The sequence below is a fragment of the Methylobacterium sp. E-041 genome (genome assembly GCF_022829665.1).
GTDB lineage: Bacteria > Pseudomonadota > Alphaproteobacteria > Rhizobiales > Beijerinckiaceae > Methylobacterium.
Genome location: NZ_JAKSYQ010000304.1, coordinates 23,861 through 49,884, shown reverse-complemented (window position 1 = coordinate 49,884; position 26,024 = coordinate 23,861). Strand labels below are relative to the sequence as shown.

Sequence of the window (26,024 nt, the reverse complement as noted above, 5' to 3'; positions counted from 1 at the left end):
CGACGGCCGCCGAGGAGGCCGGCACCAACGTCACCACGGTGGCGGCGGCAGCCGAGGAGCTCGGCTCCTCGGTGGCCGAGAGCGGCCGGCAGGTCGGGGGCTCGGCCGAGCTCGCGCATCCGGCCGTGCGGGAGGGCGCCTAGAACGGCGCGCGGGCTGGTTGGCCACGAAGAAGCGCAGCGGCGAGAGCTCGCACTGGCCGCCGCCCTGAAGGCCCATGTCGGACACCGAGGCGCAGGGCTGCTCGGGGGCCGCCGCAACCGTGTTGACGTTGGTGCCGGCCTCCTCGGCCGCGGCCGCGACCGTGGTGGACTGGCCGGCCGTCTCGGTCGCCGTCGCGGTCAGGGTCTGGGCGGTGGCCTGCAGCTCGGTCGCCGAGGACGACACCATGCCGATGATCCCGCCGACCGCCGCCTCGAAGTCGTCGGCCATCTGGCGCATGCCGGCCTTGCGCTGCGCCTCGGCCGCCAGCCGCGCCTGCGCCGTGTCGGCCTCGAGCTTGCGGGTGCGGATCAGGTTGTCCTTGAACACCTGCACCGCCGCCGCCATGGCGCCGATCTCGCTGCGCTCGCCGGTATGCGGCACGGCGATCGCGGTGTCGCCCGCCGCCACCGTGTCCATCACCCGGGCCATCCGCTGCACCGGCACGGAGATCGTGAACACCGACATCCACCCGACCGCCATCGCCGTCGCCGCGACGAGGCCGAGGCCGACGGCGATGGCGAAGCGCGCCTGCTCGCCGAGCGCCGTGGCGCTCTCGGCGCTCGCCCGGCCGGCGGCGTCGTTGAAGGCGAGGTCGGCCTTCAGCGCGGCGCGCGCGGCGTTGAGCGCGGGGAGCATGCCGTCGAGGAGGTGCGCGCTCGCGCCCTTCGCGTCGCCCGCCTGCAGCCGCCGCAGGAATTCCTCGCCCATCGCCGAGTAGGCCGGCACGGTTGCCTTCACCGCCTCCCACAGCGCCTCCTCGCCGGGGCTGACGAAGCCGGCATAGTCCTTCAGGTCCGCGTCCAGCTCGGCCATGCTGGCGCGCAGCCGCGGCAGCGATTGCGGCCGCCGCTCGTCGCTGGAGACGAGGTAGGCGAGCTGCCGGCTGCGCAGCGCCTCGAAGTTGGTGGCGAGCCGCCCGAGGATGCGGGTGGACGGCAGCGCATTGCCCGCGAGCGCGTCGGTCACGGTGCTGAGGGCGTGCAGGCGCGCGTAGCAGAAGCCGCCGAGCCCGGCCGTCAGCAGGAACAGCACCAGCACCGCGCCGACCAGGCGCGCACGGATCGAGAAATGGGCCAGCATCGCGGAATCCTTCGTCGCAAGGCTCCGTGATTGTCGATCCCGGTTAAGATCACCCTATAAGGACCGGACGGTCCTCGGATGCGCAAGATTTCCCCTTGGCGCGACCTTGCCGGTCTACGCCGCCGGGGCGAGGCATCGGCCGGCTCGATGCGGGATCGCGCCGGCCGTCCCGTCAGGCGCGGCTCACGGGATCAGCCGGTCGGCCCGCAGGCGGGCGAACAGGTCGAAGAATGCGTCGTCGGTCGGCTGGTAGGCGAGGAACCCGAGCCGACGGCTCTTGCTCATGTCGGTGACCACCTCGATCGGCCGGCCGAGGTCGGCGTCGGTGTGCCAGGGCGAGGCGAGCTTGGCGAGGTCGGGCTCGGCGAGGCCGTGGCGCGAAGCGATCTCCGCCCAGACCGGGCCGTCCTCGGCCATCTGCGCCTCGAGCGGCCGCACCGTGCCGTCGAACGGCTCGGGCGTCAGCCCGAACCAGGCCGCGATCCGGCCCCACATCCAGCTCCAGCGGAAGACGTCGCCGTCGACGACGTTGAAGTCCTGGTTGGCCGCGTCGGCGCTGGTCGAGGCCCAGAGCAGGTGGCGGGCGAGCAGCCGCGCGTCGGTCATGTCGGTCAGCCCGCTCCACTGCATGCCGGAGCCTGGGAAGCGGAACGGCCGGCCGGTCTCGCGGCACAGGGTGGCGTAGGCGGCCAGCGTCGTGCCCATGTTCATGGCGTTGCCGACCGCCTTGCCGATGATCGTGTGCGGGCGGTGGACGCTCCAACGGAAGCCGTCGCGGGCGGCGGCCGAGAACACCGCATCCTCCTGGGCGTAGTAGAAGTTCTCGACGTCGAGCCGGCCCTGGTCCTCGCGGAACGGGGTCTGCGGCACCGAGCCCTTCCCGTAGGCCTCGAACGGGCCGAGATAGTGCTTCAGGCCGGTGACCAGGGCGACGTGCCGGAGCGAGGCAGCCGGCCGCAGCGCGTCGAGCAGGTTCTCCACCATCGCGCCGTTGACGCGGATCATCTCGGCCTCGGTGTCGCGGCGCATCCAGGTCGCGAGCACCACGTGGCTCGGCTTGAGGCCCGCAAGCGCCCGCCGGAGGGAGGCCGGATCCTGCAGGTCGGCGGCGACGGGCACGACGCCGTCCTGCGCCACGGGCTTGCGCGCCAGCCCCGCCACCGCCCAGCCCTCGGCGGAGAACCGCTCGGCGGCCGCGCTCCCGACGATGCCGCTGGCGCCCACGATCAGAACCGAACCCGTCATGCATGACCCTCGCTGCCGAAGGCGCGCGGCCTTCGTATGCGGGTTCAACCAGCGGGCGTGCGTTGCGTTGCAGCGAAGACGCCTCTTCCCTTCCCCCTCTGCGGGGGAGGGGAGGTGCCCGCATCGCCCGGATTGCGGAACCGGGCCCCCGGCCTCACGCCACCCGGTCGATCGCGTCGCCCAGCACCTGCGCGATCTCGCCGATCTGGCCGTGCTCCAGGATCAGCGGCGGCGAGAGCGCGACGATGTCGCCGGTGACGCGGATCAGCAGGCCGCGCGCGAAGCAGTCGACGAACACGTCGTAGGCCCGCTTGCCCGGCGCGCCGGGGCGCGGTTCCAGCTCGATCCCGGCGATCAGGCCGATGGTGCGGATGTCGGTGACGCGGGCGCGCCCGCGCAGGTCGTGCATCGCCGCGGCCCAGTCGTCGGCGAGGTCCGCCGCCCGGGTGAGCAGGCCCTCGTCGCGGTAGATGTCGAGGGTCGCTAGCCCCGCCGCGCAGGCGACCGGGTGTCCGGAATAGGTGTAGCCGTGGAACAGCTCGATGCCGTCCGGGCCGTTCATCAGCGCGTCGTGGACGTGGCGGCCGGCGAAGACCGCGCCCATCGGGATGGTGCCGTTGGTCAGCCCCTTGGCGGTGCAGACGAGGTCGGGCGTCACCCCGAAGAAGTCGGCGGCGAAGGGCGCGCCCAGCCGCCCGAAGCCGGAGATCACCTCGTCGAAGATCAGCAGGATGCCGTGCGCGTCGCAGATCGCGCGCAGGCGCTCGAGGTAGCCCTTCGGCGGCACCAGCACGCCGGTCGAGCCCGCCACCGGCTCGACGATGCAGGCGGCGATGGTCTCGGCGCCGTGCAGCGCCACGAGGCGCTCGAGGTCGTCGGCGAGCTCGGCCCCGTGCTCGGGCTGGCCCTTGGTGAAGGCGTTGCGGGCCGGGTCGTGGGTGTGGCGCAGGTGGTCGGTGCCCGGCAGCGTCGGGAAGGCCCGGCGGTTCGAGACGATGCCGCCGACCGAGATGCCGCCGAAGCCGACGCCGTGGTAGCCGCGCTCGCGCCCGATCAGCCGGGTGCGGGTGCCCTGGCCGACCGCCCGCTGGTAGGCCAGCGCAATCTTGAGCGCGGTGTCGACCGATTCCGAGCCCGAGCCGGTGAAGAACACCCGGTCGAGCGCGGCGCCGGCCGGCCCAGGCGCGATCTCGGCCAGGCGCTCGGCGAATTCGAACGCGATCGGGTGGCCCATCTGGAAGGTCGGGGCGAAGTCCATCGTCGCGAGCTGGCGCTCGACCGCGCTCGCGATCCCGCGGCGGCCGTGCCCGGCGTTGCAGCACCACAGGCCCGCCGTCCCGTCGAGCACCTGGCGGCCGTCGTCGGTGGTGTAGTGCATCCCGTCGGCGGCCACGAACATCCGCGGCGCCGCCTTGAACTGGCGGTTGGCCGTGAACGGCATCCAGAACGCCTCCAGCGAGGGCGCGTTCTTCCGTGCGTTCAGGTCGGACATGAGGGCTCCTCGGCTCGCGATCGTGCCGGCAGGGGACCCGGTTTCGCGCGCCGCAACAACCCCCTTTCGCGCAAGCCGGGCGCCTCCGGCATGTGCCCGGCAACGGCCGCCCGGCGGGGGCGGCGGTCGAGGGCGCCGTGATCGCACCGGCTTCCGCGCCTTCGGGTGGGCGTGGTCTGCGTCAGACGCGGCGCCATCCCGGCTGGCTCGGATCGACGAGGCGATAGTTGACCGGAGCTTGGCCGCAGATCGCGATCACCGCCGGTTCCGTCCCGGGGCGGATCACGCCGTCGTAGTGCGGCGTGCCCGCGACCCGACGCACGAAGCTACCGGCCGGAACGGGAACGCAGGAGGCGGGATCGAAGTCGGGGCCGCTGTTGCACCACCAGATGCCGGACACCACCATGCAGAACCGGTCGGTCGTGTAGGTGTGCGGAGCGCTCATGTAGCCGGGCCACCACCGCACGAGCGTGTAGTAGAAGCCGGTTCCGTTGCTGTCGCCGGTGAGGGCGCAGCGGTCCGAGCAATGGTCGGGATAGGTCGGCGTCGGGGTCCAGACCAGCTGGTTCGGCAAGCGGATGATGGTCTGTTCCGGGTCGAGCGGTGAGGCGGCGGCCTGGCCGAACGCGAGGGGCAGAGCACCGAGCAGCGAGGCCGTCAGCACGTCGCGCCGGTTCGAGGTGGGAGCAGTCATGGGCGTCTTCCTCGCGGGTGATGGTGGCTGGGCGTCTCGATGGCGCCCATGTCCGCGGTCTTCATTCCATCGATTCGCGGCGCCGCAAAGCCGCGCCGGACGCTGGCGACAGCTCCGGCACGGCACGGGGCGCGGCCATCGCCGGGACTTGTGCGAAGGAAACCCGACGCAGGCTCCGATGCGAGGGACGCCGGCTCCACGGATGAGAATTCGACGGTGGCGAGACTCGCAGCGATCCTGGCCGGCACTGCATTCGGCGCTCGCGGCGGAAGGCCGCGTTCCCGAACAGGACATCGAGGAGGAAGCGATGCTGTATCACGTCAGGATGGACGTCCATCCGCCCACGCAGCTGCCGCCGGCCGAGTTCGACCGGTTGAAGGCCGAGGAGAAGGCGCAGGCGCGGGCGCTCCAGGAATCGGGCCGGTGGGTGCACCTCTGGCGCATCGCCGGGCAGTACGCCAACATCAGCGTGTTCGACGTGGCCGACCACGACGAGCTGCACGCGATCCTCTCCGGCCTGCCGCTGTTCCCGTTCATGAGCGTGACGGTAACGCCGCTGGCCCGGCACCCGTCGGCCTTGTGAGCGGGGGGCCCTTCCCTCCCCCCTCTGCGGAAGAGGGAAGGCTGGGGTCACGGGTTCGTCACCAGCCTGCAGGTGCTCTGCGCCAGCGGCTGGAAGGCCTCGTCGCCGGAGATGGTCTTGAGGATCGTGTAGAAGTCCCACGGGCCCTTCGACTCGGCCGGGGTCTTCACCCGCGCCAGGTACATGTCGTGGACCATGCGGCCGTCGGGGCGCAGCTTGGCGTTGCGCGCGAAGGCGTCCTCGATCGGCAGCGCACGCATCTTGGCCATCACCGCGAGGCCGTCGTCGGTGCCCGCCGCCTCGGCCGCCTTGAGGTAGTGCAGCACCGCCGAGTAGTCGCCGGCCTGGACCATGGTCGGCATCCGCCCGCCCATGCGTTCGCCGAAGCGCTTCGCGAAGGCGCGGGTGCGGTCGTCGAGGTCCCAGTAGAAGCCCGTCGTCAGGATCATGCCCTGTGCCGCCTTCAGGCCGACCGAGTTGACGTCGGTGAGGAAGATGTTGAGGCCGCCGAGCGACTGGCCGCCCTCGGCGATGCCGAACTCGGCGGCCTGCTTGATGGTGTTGATCGTGTCGGCGCCGGCATTGGCCATGCCGATGATCCGGGCGCCCGAGGCCTGCGCCTGGATCAGGTAGGACGAGAAGTCGGCGTTCGGGAACGGGTGCTTGACCGAGCCGAGCACCGTGCCGCCCTTGGCCCGCACCACGCGGGTGACCTGGGCCTCGAGGTCGTGCCCGAAGGTGTAGTCGGCGGTGATGAAGAACCAGGTGTTCTTCGGGTCGTCGGCCAGCGCCGCGGCGGTGCCGGCGGCGAGCGCGTGGGTGTCCCAGGACCAGTGCGCGCCGGTGGCCGAGCAGGCGGCGTTGGTCAGCGCCATCGAGCCGGCGCCGGAATTGATGTCGACCTTGCCCTTGGCGCGGGCGACCTCGCGCACGGCGAGCCCCGCCACCGACGAGTTCGTGTCGAAGATCGCGTCCACCCCCTCCGTGTCGAACCAGCGGCGGGCGATGGTCGAGGCGATGTCGGCCTTGTTCTGGTGGTCGGCGAAGATCAGCTCGACCTTGCGGCCGCCGATCGCCCTGCCGAAATCCTCGATCGCGAGCTGCGCCGCCGTCACCGAGCCCTTGCCGGCGAGGTCCGAGTAGCCGCCGGACATGTCGGTCAGCACGCCGATCCTGATGCCGCCGTCGGCGTACTGGGCGGAGGCCGGCGTCGCCGCGAGCAGCACGGCCGTGGACAGCGCTGCAGCGAGCGCGGATGCGGGAATGGTCCTTGCCACGATCGTCCTCCCGGGGGCTTGTGGTCGCGAACCCGATCCGCGTGCCCGCCCGCGGATTCGGTGATCCGGCCTCGCCCGGTTGGCGGTTTTTCCCCGCGTCCGGAGGCAGGCCGGCGCCGTGCGCGAGGCCTCGCGCGCGGCCGGCTTCACCTATAGCGGCGTCCCGGTGCGCGATCGCGCCCGGCCGGGGCGAACCGGTGAGAACCGCCCGCGGGTGTCAGGAAGCCCGGGGGCGCCATCGCCTGCGCCGCGCTACACAAACGATCGCCGCCATCCGCAGCCCGCCCCCGGAGCCGCCATGCCGTTCATCATCGAGACCTTCGACAAGCCCGGCCACGAGCACCTGCGCCGCGCGGCGAGGGCCGAGCACCTCGCCTTCCTGGAGGCCCAGGCCGCGCGGCTGCTCGCCTGCGGCGCGAAACTGTCCGACGACGGGTCGGATGCGGGCGGCGGCGTCTACCTCGTCGACGTGGAGACGCGGGCGGAGGCCGAGCGCTTCATCGCCGAGGACCCGTTCGCGAAGGCCGGCCTGTTCGAGCGGGTCGCGATCCAGCGCTGGCGCAAGGCCTATCTCGACGGTCGGAGCTACCTGAAGCCCCAGGCCTAGCCGAAGCCCAGGCCTAGCCGAAGCCGTAGAGCGCGCGCGGGTTCTCGACGAAGAGCCTTCGGCGCCTGGCCTCGTCCGGCACCCAGTCGGCGATCAGGTCGAGGAGCGTCGCGAGCTTCGGCGGCCCGTCCCAGGCGGCGACGTGCGGCCAGTCGGAGCCCCACAGGCAGCGCTCGGGTGCGGCGTCGTTCAGCGCCCGAGCAAAGGGGATGGTGTCGGCGTAGGGCGCGCCCGCCACCGAGGTGCGGAACGCGCCCGAGAGCTTCACCCAGGCGCCGTCGCGCACCAGCGCCACGAGGGTGGAAAAGCCCGGGTCCGAAAGGCCCGCCGCGGTCGGCATGTGGCCCATGTGGTCGACGACGAAGGGCACCGGCAGCCGCGAGAGGCGCTGGGCCAGCGGCGGCAGGCTGCGGGCGTCGATCAGGAATTGCAGGTGCCAGCCCATCTCGCGGGCGAGCGCGCCGTAGGCCTCGACCGCCGCGAAATCGATGCCGCCGCCGTAGAGCACGTTGAGGCGCAGGCCGACGATGCCGGCGTCCTTCATCGCGCGGAGGTCGCGCTCGGGCAGCCCGAGGGAGATCACGGCGATGCCGCGCAGGCGCTCGGCGTTCGCGGCCAGCGTCTCCAGCAGCAGCCGGTTGTCGGTGCCGTGGACGCTGACCTGGACCAGCACGCCGTGGGCCATGCCGGTGGCGTCGAGCATCGCTAGGTAGGCCTGCGCCGGCGCCGCCGGCGGGGTGTAGCTGCGATTCTCCACGAACGGATGGGCCGGCGGCCGGCCGATCACGTGGGCATGGCTGTCGACCGCCCCCGCCGGCACCGCGTAGCGCGTCGGGCCGGCGGGATGCGGATCGGGGGCGGGGCAATCGCGGATCGGGATCATGGCGTCCTCTCCTCCGAACTCGACGCAGTCTTTCCCTCCCCCCTGAGCGGGGGAGGGTGGCCCGCGCAGCGGGTCGGGAGAGGGGAGCGCGTTGTCCGGAGAGGTCGCTCCCCTCTCCCGACCCTCGCTGACGCGAGGCCCACCCTCCCCCGCAGAGGGGGGAGGGACAAACCCGTCCCCCTACCCGTCGGCGTGCAGCACCTTCCCCCGCGTCTCCGGCAGGGCGAAGGCGGCGAGAAAGAACACGCCGTAGGCGCCCGCGGCGAAGACCGCGATCGCCGAGGCGAGGCCGATCGATTTCGAGAGCTCGCCCACCAGGAACGGGAACAGCGCGCCGAGGCCCCGCCCGAAATTGTAGCAGAAGCCCTGGCCCGAGCCGCGCAGCCGCGTCGGGTAGAGCTCGGTGAGGAAGGCGCCCATCCCCGAGAAGTAGCCCGAGGCGAAGAAGCCGAGCGGGAAGCCCAGCACCCACAGCACCGCGTTCGAGAGCGGCAGCTGGGTGTAGGCGACGATGACCAGGATCGCGCCGATCGAGAAGATCAGGAACAGCGGGCGCCGCCCGAGCCGGTCGGCGAGCCAGGCGCCGACGAGGTAGCCGGCAAACGAGCCCACGATCAGCGCCGAGAGGTAGCCGGTGGAGGAGACGATCGACAGGCCGCGCTCGGTGGTGAGGTAGCGCGGCAGCCAGGTGGTGATGGCGTAGTAGCCGCCCTGGCAGCCGGCGGCGGCGAGCGAGGCCAGGATCGTGGTGCGCAGCAGCGGGCCGGCGAAGATCTCCCAGAGCTTAGGCTCCTCGCCGGCCGCGCGCGCCCTGGCGCGGGTCTCGGCGGCGACCTTCGGCTCCGCGACGTAGCGGCGGAGGTAGAACACCAGCAGCGCCGGCAGCGCGCCGATCGCGAACATCCAGCGCCACGCGCTCTCGGGCGGGAGATAGGAGAACAGCACCGCCTGCGACAGCACCGCCATCCCCCAGCCGATCGCCCAGCCGGACTGCACCGAGCCGACGGCCCGGCCGCGATACTGCGCCCGGATGGTCTCGCCCATCAGCACCGCGCCGGCCGCCCACTCGCCGCCGAAGCCGAGGCCGAGCAGCGCGCGGGCGACGAGCAGCTGCTCGAAGTTCTGCACGAAGGCGCAGACCAGCGAGAAGACCGAGAACCAGAGGATGGTGATCTGCAGCGTCAGCACGCGGCCGATGCGGTCGGCGACGAAGCCGGCGAGCCACCCGCCGAGCGCGGAGGCCAGCAGCGTGACGGTGGCGGCGAGGCCGGCCGTGCCCGGATCGACCCTCCACAGGCTGATGATCGTGCCGATCACCAGCGGGTAGATCATGAAGTCCATGCCGTCGAGCGCCCAGCCGGCGGCGCAGGCCCAGAAGGTGCGCCGCTCGGGCGTGGTCATGCTCCGGTAGAACGCCCCGAGGCTGGCATCCTCGATCGGCACGAGGTCGAGGGGGTTTGGGGCTCCGGGTCCCGACGCCACAGCCATGATCCGGTCCCCTTTCGCCGACCCGGCGATCCTGGCGCGGATCGGAGCGGCAGGACAAGGGCGCCGGCGGCACGGGAGGGGGGAAGGGCGCAGGATTGTCGCGGTGCGCGGGGGCGGCGGCCCTCAGGGACCGGCTCGCCCGCGCTCAGGCGGCGGCGCCGATGTCGAACTCGAAATGGATCCGGTCGTAGGGGAAGGTCACGCCCGCGTCCGACCGGTCGACGACGCCGGCCTCCGCCAGCGTCACCACGTCCCGATGCACCGCCTGGACGTCGCGACCGACCCGCCGGGCGACTTCGCGGATGGCGAGCGGTCCCTGGCCCGCCATCGCCTTGACGATCGCCAGGCGCGACGGCGCGAGGACGCGATGCAACGCATCGTAGCTGGCAAAGTAGATCGTCGGCGCAGCGGCAGCGGCGTGCCCGGCCATGGCATCGGCGGCCGCCTCGAGGAAGCGGGTCCTCGCATCCGCCACGGATCCGATGCCGACCGTCAGAATGCTCATCCCAGGATCCTTCTCATGTCGGCCTCGAAGGCGTCGAAGAGGGCTTCCAGGCTCGTGAAGGCGAACCGGTCCTCCCGCGATCCGATAGGGCGGTGATCGCCCTTGCCGCGCTCGTTGTCGTAGCGAAGCACGCACGCGCCGTTCACGACGAGGGCGAGCCGGTACTTGAAGGCATGCAGGCTGCCCGGGACCGGGGCCGGGACATGCCAGAGCGTCACCTCGAAGAAGGCGGTGTTGCTGAGGACGGTGCGGGATTTCTCGGTCAGCACCGCCGTCATGGTGCCATCCCCAGCGGCCCGGCACGGGTGTTGTCAATGATGACAACACCCGTGCCGGGCCGGTGGCCGATTCGGCCCGTGAGACGTCCTCAGGCCGGCGGGCGGCCGCCGACCAGCACCGGCTCCGGCGCGGTGCGCTCGGGGAACAGCGCCTGCAGGTCGCGCAGCTTCGGCGCGTCGTTGGCGGCGATGTAGGGGTGGTTCGGGTGGCTCGCCATGAAGTCCTGGTGGTAGCCTTCCGCCGGGTAGAAGGTCGCGCCCAGCTCGATCCGCGTGGCGATCGGCTTCGCGTAGGCGTGCGCGGCGTCGAGCTGGGCGATGTAGGCCTCGGCGACCCGCGCCTGCTCCGCGTCGGCGGGGAAGATCGCCGAGCGGTATTGCGGGCCGGAATCCGGGCCCTGGCGGTTCACCTGCGTCGGGTCGAGCGCCACCGAGAAGAAGATCCGCAGCAGCTCGTCGTAGCGGATCACCTTGGGATCGTAGGTGATGCGCACCGCCTCGGCATGGCCGGTGCCACCGGTGCTGACCGCGCTGTAGCGTGCATCCGACGCGTCGCCGCCGGCATAGCCCGACACGGCCCGGCGGACGCCGCGCACGTGCTGGAACACCCCCTGCACGCCCCAGAAGCAGCCGCCGGCGAGCGTCGCGGTGCGCAGGCCGGTCTCCTTCGCGGTCTCCCGGGCGGTCACGGCGGCCTCCGGCAGGCGCCGGCCGGGCTCCTCCGCGTGGGCGAGGCCGCGCAGCGAGACCGCACCGGCCATCAGGGCGAGGCCCGCGACCGTCGCGAGCGCGACCCCGCGCAGGCCGGACGCTTTGGGTGTCAGGGACATGTTCGTGGACATGGCGGTCTCCGAGCGAGGGGGCGCGGCGCGCGCGGGGCGGGGGCCGATCCTGATGTACGCGCAGCCGAGGCCATCGGTTACGCGGCATCGTGGGCACCGGAGCGCGCCGGGTGCGTCGCGGCGCCCAGCTCAGGCGGCCGGCGCGTCGGCGCGCCCACGGAGGCGACGCGAGCCCGTGTCCGGTCGGTTCGGCGGAGGGTTCCCGCCCGGCAGTCCGTGCTGGTCCTTCGGGCGATCAGAAGATATATCACAAACCGAGATAACGTATGGAGTTCTAGCCATGCGCACGACCACGGTCCTGTCGAGCGACGAACTGGCGAGCCTCGCGAGGCTCGGCCAGACCATCCGGCTCGCACGGCTGCGCCGAAACCTCACCCAGGCCGCGTTCGCCGAGCGCATGGGGGTCGGCCGCCCATCCGTGGTCGCGATCGAGAACGGGCGTCCGGGCGTGGCGGTCGGCATCCTGCTCAAGGCGCTGACCGTCCTCGGCTATACCGAACGCCTCGGGGAGATCGTCGCCGCCGATCCGATCGGCGACGACATGGACGCCGTGCTCGGCCGCCGGCGATCGAGGAGGTCTGCCCATGTGGCGGATTTCTGAATCCGGCCGCCTCGACGAGCTCGTCGTCTTCCGATGGGATGCGGCGCGCTACGTCCCCGTCGGCTCGCTCCGCTTCGAAGGGGGCGACAGGCGGATCGGCCGCTTCGTCTACGCCAAGTCCGTCCTTCGCTCCGGGACCCCGAGGCCGATCGATCCGATCGGGCTTCCGATCAGCGGCCGGTCGAGGTCGGCTCATCCCGACGAGGTCCACCTCGCCTTTCACGATGCCGGGCCCGACGGCTGGGGCAAGGGCATCCTCGATCGGGCCTTCCCGCATCGACGCCTCGGGATGGCCGAGTATCTTGCCCTGGGCGGAACCACGCGAACGGGGGACCTCGCCTTCGGCCCGACCCCGGACGGTCCCCGAACCTGGGTTCCGGACGAAGCCCCGCTCCTGCACCTGCCCGCCGCGGAGGACGACGTCGCGGCGCTGCTGGCGGCGGCCGAGGCGATCGAGGACGGCCGCAGCGCCTCGCATCACCTGCAGGTGCTCCTCCGCAACAGCGCCGACGTCGGGGGCGCCCGCCCCAAGGCGCGGCTGCGGCACCGCGGGCGCCAGTGGATCGCGAAGTTTCCCGCCTGGGGCGACAGGTTCGACGATCCGCGCGCGGAGGCGGTCTGCCTCGACGTCGCCGAGGCGGCCGGCCTGTCGGTCCCGGCTCGCGAGCTTCTCGATATCGGCGGTCGAAGCGTGCTTCTCGTCGAACGGTTCGACCGCACCTCGGAAGGCGAGCCGATCGCCTATCTGAGTGCGGCCACGCTGCTCAAGGAGCCGAGCTTCGGCTACGGCACCCGGAAGACCTACGTCGACATCGCGGCGGTCGCGGAGTCGATCGGCGTCGCGAACGCGTTTCCGGAGATGTTCCGGCGGCTCCTGGTGAACGCGTGCCTCCACAACACCGACGACCACCTGCGCAACCACGCGTTCCTCGGTGCGGGCGACGGGTGGCGGCTGTCGCCGGTCTTCGACATCGCACCGCATCCGGGCGTGATGCGGCATGTCTGCGCGCCGGCGCCGGGCCTCGGTCCCGAATGGGATGCCGAACGGGCGTTCGCGTCCCATCCGCGGTTCAAGCTGTCCCGCATCGCGGCCGACAGCATTCGCGAGGCGGTCCAGGCGGCGATGCGGCGCGTGCCGGAGTTCATGGCGGCGCGTGGGATGCCGGCCGGGGACCGGACGATGCTCTCCGCGAGTTTCGCCCCGGCCGCACGCGCGTTCTGAAATCGTGCCGGCCCCGGCCGCACGCGGGGCGCCGCCGGACCGGCTGGGTGCAGATCCCGTCGGTGCAGGTCACGTCGAGGCAGGCCACGTCGGGGCGGTCGACGGATCGGATCCCGTCTCTCCGCGATTCCGTGCCGTCCCGACTTGTGCAACCCGGACACATCGCCGTGTTCCCACAGCATTCGCCCGCACCGGCATCTTGAACGGCCGCGCGGATGCAGGCAGCCTCGCGCCGATCTTCGATCCGAGGGGCGTGTCCGTGAGCCGAGCCGTCAGCCCTTCGCAGGAGCGTGCGCTTCCGGTCGCCCCGGTGGCGCGAAAGCCCGGGGCGGTGCGGCACGCGGCCGGGCCGGCGCTGACGCTCGGGGCGCTCGGGGTCGTCTACGGCGACATCGGCACCAGCCCGCTCTACGCCTTCAAGGAGGCGGTGAAGGCCGGCATCTCCGGCGGGGCGCCGGTCGCGGCGGCGGCCACCGGCGCGGTCTCGCTGATCCTGTGGGCGCTGATTCTGATCGTCTCGCTGAAATACGCGGTGCTGATCCTGCGCGCCGACAACCGCGGCGAGGGCGGCATCGTCGCGATGCTGGCGCTGCTCGGTGCCCGCCACGCCAAGGCTGGCACCTGGCAGGCGCTGCTGCTGGTGGTCGGGCTCGTCGGCGCGGCGCTTCTCTACGGCGACGGCGCGATCACCCCGGCGATCTCGGTGCTGTCGGCGATCGAGGGCCTGAAGGTCGACGCGCCGGTGCTGAGCCCCTTCGTCGTCCCGCTGACGATTTTGATCCTGATCGGGCTGTTCCTGGTCCAGCGGCAGGGCGTGGCGGTGATCGGCCGGGTGTTCGGCCCGGTGATGCTGGTGTGGTTCTCCGTCCTGGTGCTGCTGGCGATCCCGAGCATCTGGCACGCGCCGCAGATCCTGGCGGCGGTCAACCCGTGGCGGGCGGTCGACTTCCTGGTCCATGCCGGCTGGCACGTCTCGTTCCTGATGCTCGGCGCGGCCTTCCTCGCGGTCACCGGCGGCGAGGCGATGTATGCCGATCTCGGGCATTTCGGGGCGCCGGCGATCCGCACCGCGTGGTTCGGCCTCGTGCTGCCGGCGCTGCTGATCCACTATTGCGGGCAGGGCGCGCTGCTCATCGCCGAGCCGGACGCGATCGAGAACCCGTTCTACCGGCTCGCGCCGGACTGGGCGCACTATCCCCTCGTGGCGCTCGCCACCATGGCCACCGTCATCGCCTCGCAGGCGGTGATCTCGGGGGTGTATTCCCTGACGCAGCAGGCGATCCAGCTCGGCTTCATGCCGGCGATGCGGGTGGTCCACACCGACAAGCACGAGCGCGGGCAGATCTACGTGCCGGCGGTGAACTGGCTCTTGGCGCTCGCCACCCTCGTCGCGGTGGTGCTGTTCGGCTCCTCCGATGCGCTGGCCGGCGCCTACGGCATCGCCGTCTCGGCGCTGATGGGCATCACCACGCTGCTCGCCGCGCTGATCGCGCTGCGCTGGGGCTACGGCCTCGCCGCGGTGCTCGCGGTCAACGGCTTCTTCCTCGCCATCGACCTGGTGTTCCTGGCGGCCAACAGCGCGAAGCTCCTCGAGGGCGGCTGGTTCCCGCTGGTGCTGGCCTTCTCGGTCGCCTTCCTGATGCTGACCTGGATGAAGGGCAACCGGGTGCTGGAGGCGGTGCGCGAGCCGCTGCGGCAGAAGGAGGACGCCTTCCTCGCCCGCCTCGCCTCGCACCCGCCGGTGACGCTGCCCGGCACCGCCGCCTTCCTCTCGGCGGCGAGCGAGGGCATCCCGATGGCGCTCGGGCGCCTGGTCGAGCGCAGCCGCTGCCTGCACGAGCGCATCCTCCTGATCACCGTGATCTACGAGGAGGAGCCGATCGTGCCGGCGTCGCAGCGCGCGGAGGTGACGCTCGTGGCTTCGGGCATCCGCAAGGCGATCTCGAAATACACGCCCGGGATGGAGCGCGTGGTGCTGCATTACGGCTTCATGCAGACGGCCTCGATTCCCGAAGGACTGCAATGCGCGGTGGCGAGCGGCCTGCTGCCGGCGGAGTTCGTGGAGGATATCACCTACTTCGTCGGCCACGAGGCCATCATCCCGTCGCCGACCAACCCCGGCATGCACAGCTGGCGCGAGGGCCTCTACGCCTTCATGAAGCGCAACGCCGAGCGCACCGGCGCCCATTTCGGGCTGCCGACGCGGCAGGTGGTGGAGGTGGGGACCGAGATCGAGATCTGAGGGGCGCCATCGCCCCTCAATCCACCGCGAGCCGATACCCGACCCCGCGCACGGTCTGCAGAAAGGTCGGGTTGGCCGGGTCGACCTCGGTCTTGCGGCGCAGGCGGTTGATCTGCACGTCGATGGTGCGCTCGGCGGCGAGCCCTCCGCCTCCGGCCAGCACCTCGCGCTCGACGTTGGCGCCGTGGGCGCCGGCCAGGATCGTCAGGATCTCGCGCTCGCGCTCGGTGATGCGGATCATCTCGTCCTCGCGGCGCAGCTCCCCGCGCTCGATCCGGTAGGAGAACGGCCCGAAGGTCACCACGTCGCCGGTGCCGGTGTCGCGGCGCGGGCCCGACGCCCGGTTGATGATGTTGGTGAGCCGGAGCGTCAGCTCGCGCGGCTCGAACGGCTTCGGCAGGTAGTCGTCGGCGCCGATCTCGAGGCCCATCACCCGGTCGTTCGGGTTGGAGCGGGCGGTGAGCATCAGGATCGGCACGCGCGAGGTCTCGCGCACGCTGCGCGCATAGGCGAAGCCGTCCTCGCCCGGCATCATCACGTCGAGCACCATCGCGTCGAAGACCAGGCTCTGCGCCTTGGCCCGCGCCTCGGCCGCGCTCGCGGCGGCGGTGACGCGGAACCCCTGCTCGGCGAGGTAGCGGGCGAGCAGCTCGCGCAGGCGCCGGTCGTCGTCGACCACGAGGACGTGCGGCGCCCCGTCGGAAAGCTCGGTGCGGGCATGGGCGGCCATCAGGCGGCCCCGCCCCCGCGGCGGGCCATCAGGCGGCGCACCACCGCGCGCTCGTCGGGCTCGATCATCGCCATCAGGAAGCTCTCGGGGGCGGCCGCATCCTCCGGCGAGGCCAGCGCGCGGGCCAGCCGCCGCGCCTGCACGCGGGTGAGGTCGGCGGCCAGCGCCGCGCCGCTCGGCGTGCAGGTGAGCAGGCGCTGGCGCCGGTCCTGGATGCCGGGCCGCTGGGCGATGTAGCCCTGGCCGATCAGGTCCTTCAGCACCCGGTTGAGGCTCTGCTTGGTGATGCGCAGGATGTCGAGCAATTCGGCGATGGTCAGGCCGGGATAGCGGTCGACGAAGTGCAGCACCCGGTGGTGCGCCCGGCCGAAGCCGTACTCGGCCAGGATCCGGTCCGGATCGCCGACGAAGTCGCGATAGGCGAAGAACAGGAGCTCGATCAGGTCGTCGCTGCTGCAGGCGGCGGCCGGCTCGGCGGCGTCCTTGCGTTCGCGGAGGGCGGGAGATGTCACGTGCGGCCCGGGTCCGGTTGCGGCGCGAAGGGCGGGAGAGGAGACGAACGTCGGCGCGAAGGACGTCGGAGCGGAGAGGATGGGAAGGAGGAGCGTGCGCGCGATATACGTCAGTGTCGTTGACATATTCCAGGCCGGTTGGTACCCGTCAACCCCGCCGGCGCCGCCCGCATGCGCGCCCATCGACATCGTCCCCGCCGAAGGGCCCGCAGGTTGCGCGGGCCGCGACGATTTCCAGGAAGACGTTCCCATGTCCGTGATCCCGTTCGACGAGCGCGAGGGCACCATCTGGTTCGACGGCGCCATGGTGCCGTGGCGGGACGCCAAGATCCACGTGCTGAGCCACGGGCTGCATTACGGCTCGTCGGTGTTCGAGGGCGAGCGCGCCTATGGCGGGGTGATCTTCAAGAGCCTCGCCCATGCCGAGCGCCTGCGCCGCTCCGCCGAGCTGCTCGACTTCGCGGTGCCGTATTCGGCCGCCGAGATCGTCGCGGCCAAGGAGGCCGTGCTCAAGGTCAGCGGCCTGCAGGACGCGTATCTCCGCCCGGTCGCCTGGCGCGGCTCGGAGATGATGGGCGTCTCGGCCCAGGGCAACACCATCCACCTGGCGATCGCCGCCTGGGAATGGCCGAGCTACTTCGACGCCGCCACCAAGATGAAGGGCATCCGCCTCGACATCGCCGAGTATCGCCGGCCCGATCCCCGCACCGCCCCCTGCGCCTCGAAGGCGGCGGGCCTGTACATGATCTGCACGATCTCCAAGCACCGGGCGGAGAACAAGGGCTATGCCGACGCGCTGATGCTCGACTTCGAGGACAACGTCGCCGAGTGCACCGGCGCCAACGTGTTCTTCATCCGCGACGGGGCGATCCACACCCCCACCGCCGACCGCTTCCTCAACGGCATCACCCGGCAGACGGTGATCGAGCTGGCCCGCCGCCGCGGCCTCGCGGTCACCGAGCGCCGCATCCGCCCCGAGGAGATGGCCGACTTCTCGGAATGCTTCATCACCGGCTCGGCCGCCGAGGTCACCCCGGTCTCCGAGATCGGGCCCTACCGGTTCGCGCCGGGCGCGATCACCCGCACGCTGATGGACGACTACCTCGCCGAGGTGCAGCCGCAGGCGCGCGCAGCCTGAAGGTTCGCGCGGCCTGAGGCGTCTTATCCCCCGCCGGTTCCGGCCGGCGGGGAACCTCGGGGATGCGCGCCGCGTTCTGACGGAACATTCCATGAACGCGTGAGTGCCCGATGACCAAGGCCGCTGCCAAGACCACGGCGAAGTCCGATTCGAAGTCCGACGCCAAGTCCGACACGAAGTCCGCTTCGAACGAGAACCCGAAGACCGACCCGAAGGACGTGTCGAACCAGATCAAGGATCCCGACCAGTGGACCACCGGCGGCGAGCCGATGACCGGTGCGCAGGCCTCCTATCTCAAGACCCTGTCGGAGGAGACCAAGGAGCCCGAGGCGTTCGATCCCGACATCGACAAGGCCGAGGCCTCCAAGCGCATCGACGCCCTGCGCAAGGAAGCCGGCCACGGCTGAGCGGGGCGAAGGCGCCCGCGCGGGCCCGCTCCCGACGGGTCGCCCGAGCGCCCATCCCCTCTCGCCGCAAGCGGGGGAGGGGACCCGCAAAACGGCCGGTCGCACGGATCCTGCTTCGGCGGATGCCGCGACCGTCGCCCGTCGCCGATCGAGTTAAAACATCCTCAAGGTCGCGCGGGTAGGGTCGCCGTGTGCCGGTTCGGCCGAGGAAGGCGATCATCGATGTCGAGGACGGTCGTCGAACTGTCGAAAGGGGCCGGAGCCGTGCCGCCGAAGCGCCGCTTCGCCGCCGACGCGCGCGGCGCGACGAGCATCGAGTATGCCCTGATCTCGGGGCTGGTCTTCCTGGCCATCGTCGGCAGCCTGCGCCTCTACGCGTCCAAGGTCAGCACCGTCTACCAGACCATCGGAAACGCGGTCAGCCAGAACTGACCAACCTCAGCGCGTCCCCGGCCGACCCTTGCGCGACCGGTGCGACGCGTCCGGCTCCGAGGCGGGGTCGGCGTTCGGCGTCGTGCCCGAGGGCTTGGCCGCGGCCGCCTTGGCGGGGTCGGCCTCGGCCCAGAACGCCTCGAACAGGCCCTGCATCGCCTTGACGTTCTGTTCCTGAACCTCGGCGCCGGTCTTCAGCATCTGCTGGAACATGCCGCCGGCGGCATCGGGTTCCGGCTTCGGTGCGGGCTTCGAGACCTGGGGCTTCGAGACCGGGGGCCTGGCGGCCTGCTTCTGCGCCTCCGGCGCGGCCTGCGCCGGGACGAACGCCTTCATCATCTCGGCCCAGCCCGGCGCGACCGCGAACGGCGAGGGCGCCGGGGCGGGCGCCGCCTTGGCCTCCGGAGCCTGCTGGTTCAGCAGCATGTGGACGATGCTCGCGACCACCGCGCCGGCCATCATCGGCAGCATCTGGCGCAGCACCTGCGAGCCGACGCCGCTGGCCGAGGAGGCCTGCTGCAGGATCGCCTGGGTGAGGGCCGGCGAGCCGAACATCTGCCCGAGCATGGTCTCGGCCGGGCTGGGTGCCGGGCTCGCGGCGGGGCGGGCGCCGGCCAGCCCGAACATCTGCGACAGGCCGGTCGGGTCGGGGACGGCGCTGCGCTGCAGCCCGAGCGCGAAGGCCGGCATCAGGGCCTCCATCGCCCGGCGCGTCTGCTCGGGGGTGAGGCCGAACTGCTGCGCCACACTCTGCATCCCGGCGCCGTTCTGGGCCTGAAGCATGTCGAGCGGGTTGAACATCACGCGGCCTTGGTCTGTTCGCCGCGCGGAAAACCGCATCGCGGGCCGCGCGTTCCAAGTCTAGACCCTTATCGACGCCGCTGGCCAGTTGCCGGCCAACGTTCGGGCGCGTCCCGGCGCGATCGGTGCCGCGCATCCACCGGGGATCGCGTCCCGGCCGGGATGCCGGGGACGTCGCGCCTGCCGACGCGACGCGGCGCGCTACACCAGCGCGCCGCCATGGGCCGGGCCGGCGGCGACGCTCGCCTCGGGATCGGGCGCGCGCGCCGGCACCACGACGTCGCGCTCGAGCAGCGTGACCGTGCGGGCGGCCATCAGGATGCCGGCCAGCCCGAAGGCGAGCGAGCCGATGCCGACGCCGGCGAGAACCCCGCGCGGCCCGTACAGGGCGGCGCCCGCGAGCGCCGGCGGCATCGTGCCCAGCGTCGCCCGGCCCCAGTTGAGCAGGGTCGAGCGGAACGGGAAGCCGAGGTTGTTGAACGCGGCGTTGGCCAGGAACAGCAGGCCGTTGAAGAACCACACCCCGCCGCTGACGAGGCAGAAGAAGCCGAACAGGTCGGCGGCGACCCCGTCGAGCGCGAACAGCCGCATCAGCGGGCCGCGGGCGAGCACCAGGGCGGCCCACACCACCGCCACGTAGAGGAAGGTCACGAGCGCGCCGTCGCGGAGCACGCCGCGCATCCGGTCGAAGCGGCGGGCGCCCCAGTTCTGGCCGAGGATCGGGCCGATCGAGCCCGACAGGGCGAACAGCCCGCCGAAGGCCACCGGGGTGAGCCGGTCGATCACCACGTTGGCCGCCACCGCCACCGCGCCGTAGCGGGCCAGCACGTGGGCGAGGAAGGCGCTCGCCACAGACGGCGCGAGGTTGGTGAGCACCGCCGGCAGCGCGATCCGGAACACCAGCGGCGCGTCGGCGACCGTCGCCGCGAGGCTCGCGGGCGCCAGCATCCGGTGCCGGCGCACCCCGTGCCAGCCGATCAGCGCGAAGGTGGCGCGCGCCACGCAGGTGGTGATCGCCGCCCCGTCGACCCCGAGCCCGGCCCCGAAGATCAGCAGCGGATCGAGCCCCACCGTCACCAGCGCGCCGCCGAGCGTCACGAACATCGCCTGGCGCGCGGCGCCGACCGCGCGCAGCAGCCCGGAGAACATCATCCCCGGGCCCATCAGCACGTTCGAGGGCAGGGCGATCCAGAGGAAGCGCTCGGCCACGGTCAGCGTCTCGCCCTCCGCGCCGATCGCCCGCAGCAGCGGGTCGGACAGCGGCAGCAGCAGCGCCACGAGGAGGGCGGAGGCGGCGAGCCCGAGCAGCGTCGACGAGGTCGCGATCCGCCGCGCGCCGTCCCGGTCGCCGGCGCCGATCGCGCGGCTGACCAGGGCGCCGGCGGCGATCATCAGGCCGATGTTGATGGCGATGGCGAAGAACTGGACGATCGCGGCGAAGCCGACCGCGGCGGTGAGGTCGGTGTCGCCGAGCTTCGACACGTAGAGCAGCGACAGCAGGTCGACGACGAACACCGCCATCAGGCCGATCGAGCCGGTGGCGCTCATCACCACCACGTGGCGCAGGATCGAGCCGGTGACGAAGCGGCCGGCATCGGGTGGCACGGTCTTCCCTCCCCCCGAAGCGGGGGAGGGAGGGTCTCGCGTCGGCGAGGGCCGTGAGAGGGGAGCGCCGTCTCCGGACGACGCGCTCCGCTCTCTCCCCCTGCTGCGGGGGGGACCCTTCCCCGCTTCAGGGGGAGGGGGAAGGGCGGCGTCCGCCTCACCGCTCACCGCTCTGGACCTCCATCGCCGGCGTGCGGATCGCGCGCGCGGCCTGGGCGTCCGCCTCCGCCTGCGCCGCGGCCTCGGCCTCGCGCTCGGCCTCGCGCTCGGCGGTGTCGACCGGCGGCCGGTCGAGCATGCGGCCGGCGGCCTCGCGGCGGTCGTTGCCGATGATGTCGCGGGTCTCGGCCGAGAGCGCGCGGGCCGGGCGCTGCGGGGCGGTGAGCGGCTCCGGCTTCATCTCGGGCACGCCGATGCCGCGCAGCCAGCCGCCGCCCTCGGGGAGCGCCCCGGCCTGCTGCAGCACGAGGCGGGCGACGTCGCGCTTGCGCACGTCCTCGACCCGCGCGGCGGCGGCGTCGGCGGACAGCCCGAGGCCCTCCAGCGTCGCGCGGCCGAACACCAGAGCGGATTCGGCGGTCTCGCGGATGTGGAAGTCGACGTCGCGGTTCATCAGCTCGACGGCGTGCATCCGGTCGTAGGCGCGGACGTAGGTGCGGACCGACTCGAACTCCTCGTGGACGATGTCGACGATCTTCAACGCCGCCTCGGCGTCGTCGATGCACAGGCACACCAGGTCGACCCGGCCGATGCCGGCGGCGCGCAGCACGTCGAGGCGGGTGCCGTCGCCGTAGTAGATCCGGAAGCCGAAGCGCGAGGCCGAGCGGATCTGCTCGACGTCCTTGTCGATCACCGTGACGCCGATGCCCTCGGCGAGCAGCACCTGCGTCAGGATCTGCCCGAACCGGCCGAAGCCGATCACCAGGACGCGGGCCTCGGCGCTCTCGACCACGTCGGTGGCCGGCAGCGCCTCGCCGCCGCGGCGGGCGCGGGCGAGGTCGAGCGCCTTGTCGAGGCCCTTGGCCGCCACCGGGCCGATCAGCATGGTGAGGGCGGCGAGCGCCACCGCGAAGCGCGTGGCGGTGGCGTCGGTCAAGCCCAGCGAGCCGGCGAGCGGCAGCAGCACGAAGGCGAACTCGCCGGCCGGCGCCAGGATCGCGGCGCCGCGCACCGCGTCGAGCCAGGTCGAGCCGAACAGGCGGAACAGCCCGGCCACCAGCGCGACCTTGACCAGGATCGCCGCGAAGGTCGCCCCGAACAGCAGCGGCCAGACCGCGCGCACCAGCCCGCCGTCGATCGACATGCCGACGCTCATGAAGAACAGGCCGAGCAGCATGCCGCGGAACGGCTCGATGTCGGCCTCGAGCTGGTGGCGGAAGTTCGATTCCGACAGCAGGATGCCGGCCAGGAACGCGCCCATCGCCATCGACAGGCCGACCTCGGCCATCAGCAGCGCGGTGCCGAGCACCACCAGGAGGGCCGCCGCCGTCATCACCTCGCGGGCGCCGCTCGCGGCGAGCAGGCGGAAGAAGCGGTTCAGGCCGTAGCGGCCGACGAGCACCACGGCGACGATCGCCGCCAGCGCCTTGCCGGTGGAGAGCGCCGCGTCCCCGAGCCAGGGCGCGCCGCTGCCGCCGCCGGCCGATGCCAGGAGCGGCATCAGCGCCAGGATGCCGACGACGGCGATGTCCTGGAACAGCAGCACCGCGAAGGCGCGGCTGCCGTAGGCGGTGCCGAGGTCGCCGCGCTCCTCCAGGAGCTGCAGCGCCACCGCGGTGGCCGAGAGCGCCAGCGTGATGCCGATGATGCCGCTGGCGCTGGGCGCCGCGCCGAGCAGCACGCCGAGGCCCCCGAGCACGATCGCGCAGACGACGAGCTGCGCCGTGCCGAGCCCGAAGATGTCGCGGCGCATCGAGACGAGCTGCGACAGGTGCAATTCGAGCCCGACGATGAACAGCAGCAGCACCACGCCGATCTCGGCGACGCTCGCCGCCGTCTCGGGCTCGGCGATCAGCGACAGGCCGGACGGGCCGATCAGCACCCCGGCGACGAGGTAGCCCAGCACCGCGCTCTGCCCGAGCAGCCGGAAGATCGGCACGCCGATCACCGCCGCCGACAGGAACGTCAGCACCGGCGGCAGGAAGCTCGCATGTTCGGCCGGGCTCGCCATGAAGCGCCTGATCGCGAGGACGGGACGTCCTGCCCTTACCGCGGACGGCGCGGAGGCGCGAGGGCCTTGCGGGTGCCGTTCGTCACCCGGCCGGCGCGCGGGCCCGCCGGAACGGCCGGCGCGGAACGCCGTCCCCCGGGCGTCGGGCACGGATCGGGGTTGGGCTTTTGTATTCCTTAACGCGGGCCACCTATACTTTATTGCGAGCAAATGTTCGGGCGCCGAAGCCCATGAAGACTTTATTCCCGGAGTCGCGCGTGTCCCTGAGAAATGTTTCGATCCGCACGCGGCTCGTCGCCGCCTTCGCGACGCTGACCCTGTTCGTGCTCGGGCTCGGGCTCGCCGGCCTGTCCGGCATCGCGACGGTCGAGGAACGGCTGGTCGACGTGCAGACGCGGTGGCTGCCGAACGTCCGCGACGCCGGCGCCCTCGACGCGCTGACCGGGCGGTACACCACCAGCCTGCTGCGGCACATGCTCACCACCGAGCCGAAGGCGCTGGCCGCCATCGAGGGCGACATCGCCCAGCGCGGCCAGGCGATCGAGACCGGGATGGCCGCCTACGCGCGCGGCATCGCGCAGCCCGAGGAGCGGGCGCTGTACGAGACCTTCCTGCGCGAGTGGGGCGCCTTCACCGCCACCGAGGCGCCGATCCTCGCCCATTCCCGCGCCGGCGAGAAGGCCGAGGCGCTGCTCGCCTACCAAAGCAAGGGGATCGGCGCGCGCCGCAACGCCTCGATCGCCCTGGAGAGGATCATCGCCCTCAACACGGAGGGCGCCGCGCGCGCGGAAGCGTCCGCCGCGGCATCCGTCGCGCGCACCCGGTTCTGGATGGTCGCGGCCCTCGGGACGGCCCTGGCCCTGGCGGTCGCGATGGCCGTGCTGCTGATCGCCGGCATCGGCCGCGGGATCGACCACGTCGTCCGGCCGATGCAGGCTCTGGCCGAGGGCGACCTCGAGACCGCGATCCCGCTCCAGGGCACGCGCACCGAGATGGGCCGCATCGCCGACGCGGTGCAGGTGTTCAAGGCTGCGCTGCTGCGCATGCGGGCGCTGGAGAGCGAGACCGCCCTGGCGCGGGCCGGCGCGGAGGCGCAGCGCAAGGCCGCGATGCGGCAGATGGCCGACACCTTCGAGCGCTCGGTCGGCGGCATCGTCGCGACGGTGACCGCGGCGGCGACCGAGCTGCAGGCGACGGCGCAGAGCATGACGGCGACCGCGACGCAGACGGCATCGCAGTCGACGACGGTGGCGATGGCCGCCGAGGAGGCGGCCTCGAACGTCAACACGGTGGCGGCGGCGGCCGAGGAGCTCGGCTCGTCGGTGCTGGAGATCGGGCGGCAGGTCGGCGGCTCCTCGGCGCTGGCGCAGGGGGCGGTGGCCGAGGCGGCGCAGACGGCGGCCGTGGTGCAGGACCTGAGCGAGGCGGCGGCCCGGATCGGCGACGTGGTGGCGATGATCTCGTCGATCGCCGGGCAGACCAACCTGCTCGCCCTGAACGCCACGATCGAGGCGGCGCGCGCCGGCGAGGCCGGCCGCGGCTTCGCGGTGGTGGCGGCCGAGGTGAAGGAGCTCGCCGCGCAGACGGCGCGGGCCACCGGCGAGATCGGCAGCCAGATCGGGCGGATCCAGGACTCGACCCGCCAGGCGGTCGCGGCGATCGACGCGATCGCGGGACGGATCCGGGAGATCTCCGGGGTGTCGGCCTCGATCGCGGCGGCGGTGGAGGAGCAGGGCGCGGCGACCCAGGAGATCGTGCGCAACGTCGGCGAGGCGGCCTACGGGACGGGGGCGGTGACGGCCAACATCGGCGGGCTCGCGGCGGCGGCCGACGAGACCGGCGCCGCGGCCTCGCAGGTGCTGACCTCCGCCACCGAGCTGTCGCGCCAGTCCGAGCACCTCAACGCCGAGATGAGCCGCATGCTGGCTTCGCTCCGCGCCGCCTGAGGCGGGGCCGGAGGGGGCGGCGGTCGCGTCCCGGTTGCGGGACGCGCGGTCACGAAGGTCGGACGGCAGGCGCGCGCTGCCGATCGCGCCGTCCGCACGCGCGCTTGCCATACACAAGCTTGCACAACGACGGGCGACGCTTATAATCCGGCTTGCAGGCCCGCGGATCGACCGCGCTGCGGCCGCAGCGAGCGACCCGGACGGGATCGCCATGCCGCCTCGCGTCCGCCTCTCGAAGACCCGCGACCTGCTGGCCGCCCTCGAAGCCGACGGATGGGGGATCGCGCGGAAGGGCCCGGGCGACCATGTCCAGCTCAAGCATCCGACCAGGCCGGGACGGGTGACGGTGGATGCCGGTCGGCGCGAGCAGGCGATCGGCCCGCTGCGAAGCGTGTATCGGCAAGCCGGGTGGGTGTGGTGACGCCTCCCCCTTCGAGGACGAGGCCGGATCGTCGGCCCGACGGGAAGCACCGCCCATGGCCCGTGTCGTCATGCTGATCCACGGCGAGGCCGGAAACTACGGCGCCTCGTTCCCCGATTTCCCCGGCGCCACCACCGGCGCGGACGACCTCGACACGCTCTACGTGAAGGCGGCCGAGATGCTGGCCTTCCATGTCGGCGGCCTGGCCGAGGATGGCGAGCCGATCCCCGGCATCCGCTCGCTCGACGTTCTACGCTGCGATCCCGTGTTCCGCGAGGACAGCGCCGATGCGATCGTCGCCCTCATCGACGTCGACCTCCCCGGGCGCGCCGTGCGGGTGAACATCTCGGTCGAGGAGAATCTGCTGAAGCGGATCGATCGCGCGGCCGCCTCGGCCGGCGAGACCCGGTCCGGCTTTCTCGCCTCGGCCGCCAAGGCGCGGCTCGTCGGCGCCGGGACCTGAAGCCCGACGCGACCCGCGCAGCGCCCCCGAATCCCCACCCTTCGACGAACGCCGGCTCCGGGGGTCACCCGCGCCGGCAAACGTGCTATAGCGCGTGCCCACGCGGCGGGTTTGCCGCGGCCGCCCGGTTGACAGGGCGGGCCCCTCCTCGCCACA

The 26,024-nt window shown here is 72.4% G+C and carries 25 protein-coding genes and 2 pseudogenes; 12 read left to right on the top strand and 15 right to left on the bottom strand.

Annotated elements, in window-relative coordinates; genetic code table 11:
• A pseudogene (locus MKK70_RS30485) lies at positions 1–134 on the top strand (chemotaxis sensory transducer); the annotation flags it as partial.
• Positions 135–573: 439 nt separating this feature from the next.
• Here MKK70_RS30485 and MKK70_RS30480 read toward each other — a convergent pair.
• From MKK70_RS30480 to MKK70_RS30465, 4 genes and pseudogenes are all read right to left on the bottom strand, one after another.
• Positions 574–1,284: pseudogene (locus MKK70_RS30480) on the bottom strand (MCP four helix bundle domain-containing protein); the annotation flags it as partial.
• Positions 1,285–1,467: 183 nt separating this feature from the next.
• Positions 1,468–2,529, bottom strand: a complete 1,062-nt coding sequence (locus MKK70_RS30475) for an SDR family oxidoreductase (RefSeq protein ID WP_243938157.1) — start codon at positions 2,527–2,529, stop codon at positions 1,468–1,470.
• Positions 2,530–2,683: 154 nt separating this feature from the next.
• Positions 2,684–4,021 (bottom strand): aspartate aminotransferase family protein, encoded by a 1,338-nt coding sequence (locus MKK70_RS30470; protein ID WP_409568344.1) that lies wholly within the window; start codon positions 4,019–4,021, stop codon positions 2,684–2,686.
• A gap of 181 nt (positions 4,022–4,202) precedes the next feature.
• Positions 4,203–4,715 carry a hypothetical protein gene (locus tag MKK70_RS30465; protein WP_243938155.1) on the bottom strand — a complete coding sequence of 171 codons (513 nt, stop codon included), beginning with the start codon at positions 4,713–4,715 and terminating at the stop codon, positions 4,203–4,205.
• A gap of 307 nt (positions 4,716–5,022) precedes the next feature.
• On the opposite strand from MKK70_RS30465, the gene catC reads away from it, so the two are divergent.
• The gene (gene catC, locus MKK70_RS30460; RefSeq protein WP_147728655.1) at positions 5,023–5,298 is read left to right on the top strand and encodes a muconolactone Delta-isomerase; all 276 of its coding nucleotides are present in this window, start codon (positions 5,023–5,025) and stop codon (positions 5,296–5,298) included.
• 47 nt (positions 5,299–5,345) lie between these two features.
• Here the strand turns inward: catC and MKK70_RS30455 are convergent, their stop codons facing one another.
• Positions 5,346–6,575: an ABC transporter substrate-binding protein gene (locus tag MKK70_RS30455; protein WP_409568343.1), complete on the bottom strand. Its 1,230-nt coding sequence runs from the start codon at positions 6,573–6,575 to the stop codon at positions 5,346–5,348.
• Positions 6,576–6,873: 298 nt separating this feature from the next.
• Here MKK70_RS30455 and MKK70_RS30450 point away from each other — a divergent pair, with 298 nt between their 5' ends.
• Positions 6,874–7,182, top strand: a complete 309-nt coding sequence (locus MKK70_RS30450; RefSeq protein ID WP_243951674.1) for a YciI family protein — start codon at positions 6,874–6,876, stop codon at positions 7,180–7,182.
• A 13-nt stretch (positions 7,183–7,195) separates the two neighbouring features.
• Here the strand turns inward: MKK70_RS30450 and MKK70_RS30445 are convergent, their stop codons facing one another.
• From MKK70_RS30445 to msrA, 5 genes are all read right to left on the bottom strand, one after another.
• On the bottom strand, positions 7,196–8,065 hold the full coding sequence (locus tag MKK70_RS30445; RefSeq protein WP_243951673.1) for an amidohydrolase family protein: 870 nt from the start codon (positions 8,063–8,065) through the stop codon (positions 7,196–7,198).
• A gap of 180 nt (positions 8,066–8,245) precedes the next feature.
• Positions 8,246–9,553, bottom strand: coding sequence for an MFS transporter (locus MKK70_RS30440; protein ID WP_147843768.1), 1,308 nt, complete (start codon positions 9,551–9,553; stop codon positions 8,246–8,248).
• A 145-nt stretch (positions 9,554–9,698) separates the two neighbouring features.
• Complete coding sequence (locus MKK70_RS30435; RefSeq protein WP_243951672.1) at positions 9,699–10,058, bottom strand: helix-turn-helix domain-containing protein; 360 nt, start codon at positions 10,056–10,058, stop codon at positions 9,699–9,701.
• The gene (locus MKK70_RS30430) at positions 10,055–10,336 is read right to left on the bottom strand and encodes a DUF6516 family protein (RefSeq protein ID WP_243951671.1); all 282 of its coding nucleotides are present in this window, start codon (positions 10,334–10,336) and stop codon (positions 10,055–10,057) included. The genes MKK70_RS30435 and MKK70_RS30430 overlap by 4 nt, the downstream gene beginning before the upstream one ends.
• Before the next feature lie 89 nt (positions 10,337–10,425).
• Entirely contained in the window at positions 10,426–11,166 is a 741-nt protein-coding gene (gene msrA, locus MKK70_RS30425; RefSeq protein WP_243951679.1) for a peptide-methionine (S)-S-oxide reductase MsrA, read from the bottom strand.
• A 292-nt stretch (positions 11,167–11,458) separates the two neighbouring features.
• Here msrA and MKK70_RS30420 point away from each other — a divergent pair, with 292 nt between their 5' ends.
• The 3 genes from MKK70_RS30420 (at position 11,459) to MKK70_RS30410 (ending at position 15,243) form a co-directional block, all read left to right on the top strand.
• Positions 11,459–11,779, top strand: coding sequence for a helix-turn-helix transcriptional regulator (locus tag MKK70_RS30420; RefSeq protein ID WP_147729654.1), 321 nt, complete (start codon positions 11,459–11,461; stop codon positions 11,777–11,779).
• Positions 11,763–13,001, top strand: a complete 1,239-nt coding sequence (locus MKK70_RS30415) for a type II toxin-antitoxin system HipA family toxin (protein WP_243951670.1) — start codon at positions 11,763–11,765, stop codon at positions 12,999–13,001. The genes MKK70_RS30420 and MKK70_RS30415 overlap by 17 nt, the downstream gene beginning before the upstream one ends.
• Positions 13,002–13,311: 310 nt before the next feature.
• Positions 13,312–15,243 (top strand): potassium transporter Kup, encoded by a 1,932-nt coding sequence (locus MKK70_RS30410; protein WP_147843773.1) that lies wholly within the window; start codon positions 13,312–13,314, stop codon positions 15,241–15,243.
• Positions 15,244–15,259: 16 nt separating this feature from the next.
• Here the strand turns inward: MKK70_RS30410 and MKK70_RS30405 are convergent, their stop codons facing one another.
• On the bottom strand, positions 15,260–15,973 hold the full coding sequence (locus MKK70_RS30405; protein ID WP_147729183.1) for a response regulator: 714 nt from the start codon (positions 15,971–15,973) through the stop codon (positions 15,260–15,262).
• Positions 15,973–16,485 carry a MarR family winged helix-turn-helix transcriptional regulator gene (locus MKK70_RS30400; RefSeq protein WP_243951669.1) on the bottom strand — a complete coding sequence of 171 codons (513 nt, stop codon included), beginning with the start codon at positions 16,483–16,485 and terminating at the stop codon, positions 15,973–15,975. Before MKK70_RS30400 ends, MKK70_RS30405 begins: the two co-directional genes overlap by 1 nt.
• 250 nt (positions 16,486–16,735) lie before the next feature.
• Here MKK70_RS30400 and MKK70_RS30395 point away from each other — a divergent pair, with 250 nt between their 5' ends.
• The 3 genes from MKK70_RS30395 (at position 16,736) to MKK70_RS30385 (ending at position 18,462) form a co-directional block, all read left to right on the top strand.
• Complete coding sequence (locus tag MKK70_RS30395) at positions 16,736–17,623, top strand: branched-chain amino acid aminotransferase (protein WP_147728600.1); 888 nt, start codon at positions 16,736–16,738, stop codon at positions 17,621–17,623.
• A gap of 110 nt (positions 17,624–17,733) precedes the next feature.
• The gene (locus tag MKK70_RS30390) at positions 17,734–18,030 is read left to right on the top strand and encodes a DUF3072 domain-containing protein (protein ID WP_147728601.1); all 297 of its coding nucleotides are present in this window, start codon (positions 17,734–17,736) and stop codon (positions 18,028–18,030) included.
• Positions 18,031–18,252: 222 nt separating this feature from the next.
• Positions 18,253–18,462 (top strand): Flp family type IVb pilin, encoded by a 210-nt coding sequence (locus tag MKK70_RS30385; protein WP_243938141.1) that lies wholly within the window; start codon positions 18,253–18,255, stop codon positions 18,460–18,462.
• 6 nt (positions 18,463–18,468) lie between these two features.
• On the opposite strand, the gene MKK70_RS30380 is transcribed toward MKK70_RS30385, so the two are convergent.
• From MKK70_RS30380 to MKK70_RS30370, 3 genes are all read right to left on the bottom strand, one after another.
• Positions 18,469–19,263: a DUF937 domain-containing protein gene (locus MKK70_RS30380; RefSeq protein WP_243951678.1), complete on the bottom strand. Its 795-nt coding sequence runs from the start codon at positions 19,261–19,263 to the stop codon at positions 18,469–18,471.
• A gap of 201 nt (positions 19,264–19,464) precedes the next feature.
• Positions 19,465–20,811, bottom strand: a complete 1,347-nt coding sequence (locus MKK70_RS30375) for an MATE family efflux transporter (RefSeq protein ID WP_243951677.1) — start codon at positions 20,809–20,811, stop codon at positions 19,465–19,467.
• Positions 20,812–21,025: 214 nt separating this feature from the next.
• Positions 21,026–23,038, bottom strand: a complete 2,013-nt coding sequence (locus tag MKK70_RS30370) for a monovalent cation:proton antiporter-2 (CPA2) family protein (RefSeq protein WP_147859476.1) — start codon at positions 23,036–23,038, stop codon at positions 21,026–21,028.
• A 257-nt stretch (positions 23,039–23,295) separates the two neighbouring features.
• Here MKK70_RS30370 and MKK70_RS30365 point away from each other — a divergent pair, with 257 nt between their 5' ends.
• The 3 genes from MKK70_RS30365 to MKK70_RS30355 all read left to right on the top strand — a co-directional run bounded on the left by MKK70_RS30365 (position 23,296) and on the right by MKK70_RS30355 (position 25,868).
• Entirely contained in the window at positions 23,296–24,984 is a 1,689-nt protein-coding gene (locus MKK70_RS30365; RefSeq protein ID WP_243951668.1) for a methyl-accepting chemotaxis protein, read from the top strand.
• Between the two features lie 211 nt (positions 24,985–25,195).
• Positions 25,196–25,405 carry a type II toxin-antitoxin system HicA family toxin gene (locus tag MKK70_RS30360; RefSeq protein WP_243951667.1) on the top strand — a complete coding sequence of 70 codons (210 nt, stop codon included), beginning with the start codon at positions 25,196–25,198 and terminating at the stop codon, positions 25,403–25,405.
• 55 nt (positions 25,406–25,460) lie between these two features.
• Positions 25,461–25,868, top strand: coding sequence for a type II toxin-antitoxin system HicB family antitoxin (locus MKK70_RS30355; RefSeq protein WP_243951666.1), 408 nt, complete (start codon positions 25,461–25,463; stop codon positions 25,866–25,868).
• Positions 25,869–26,024: the final 156 nt, after the last annotated feature.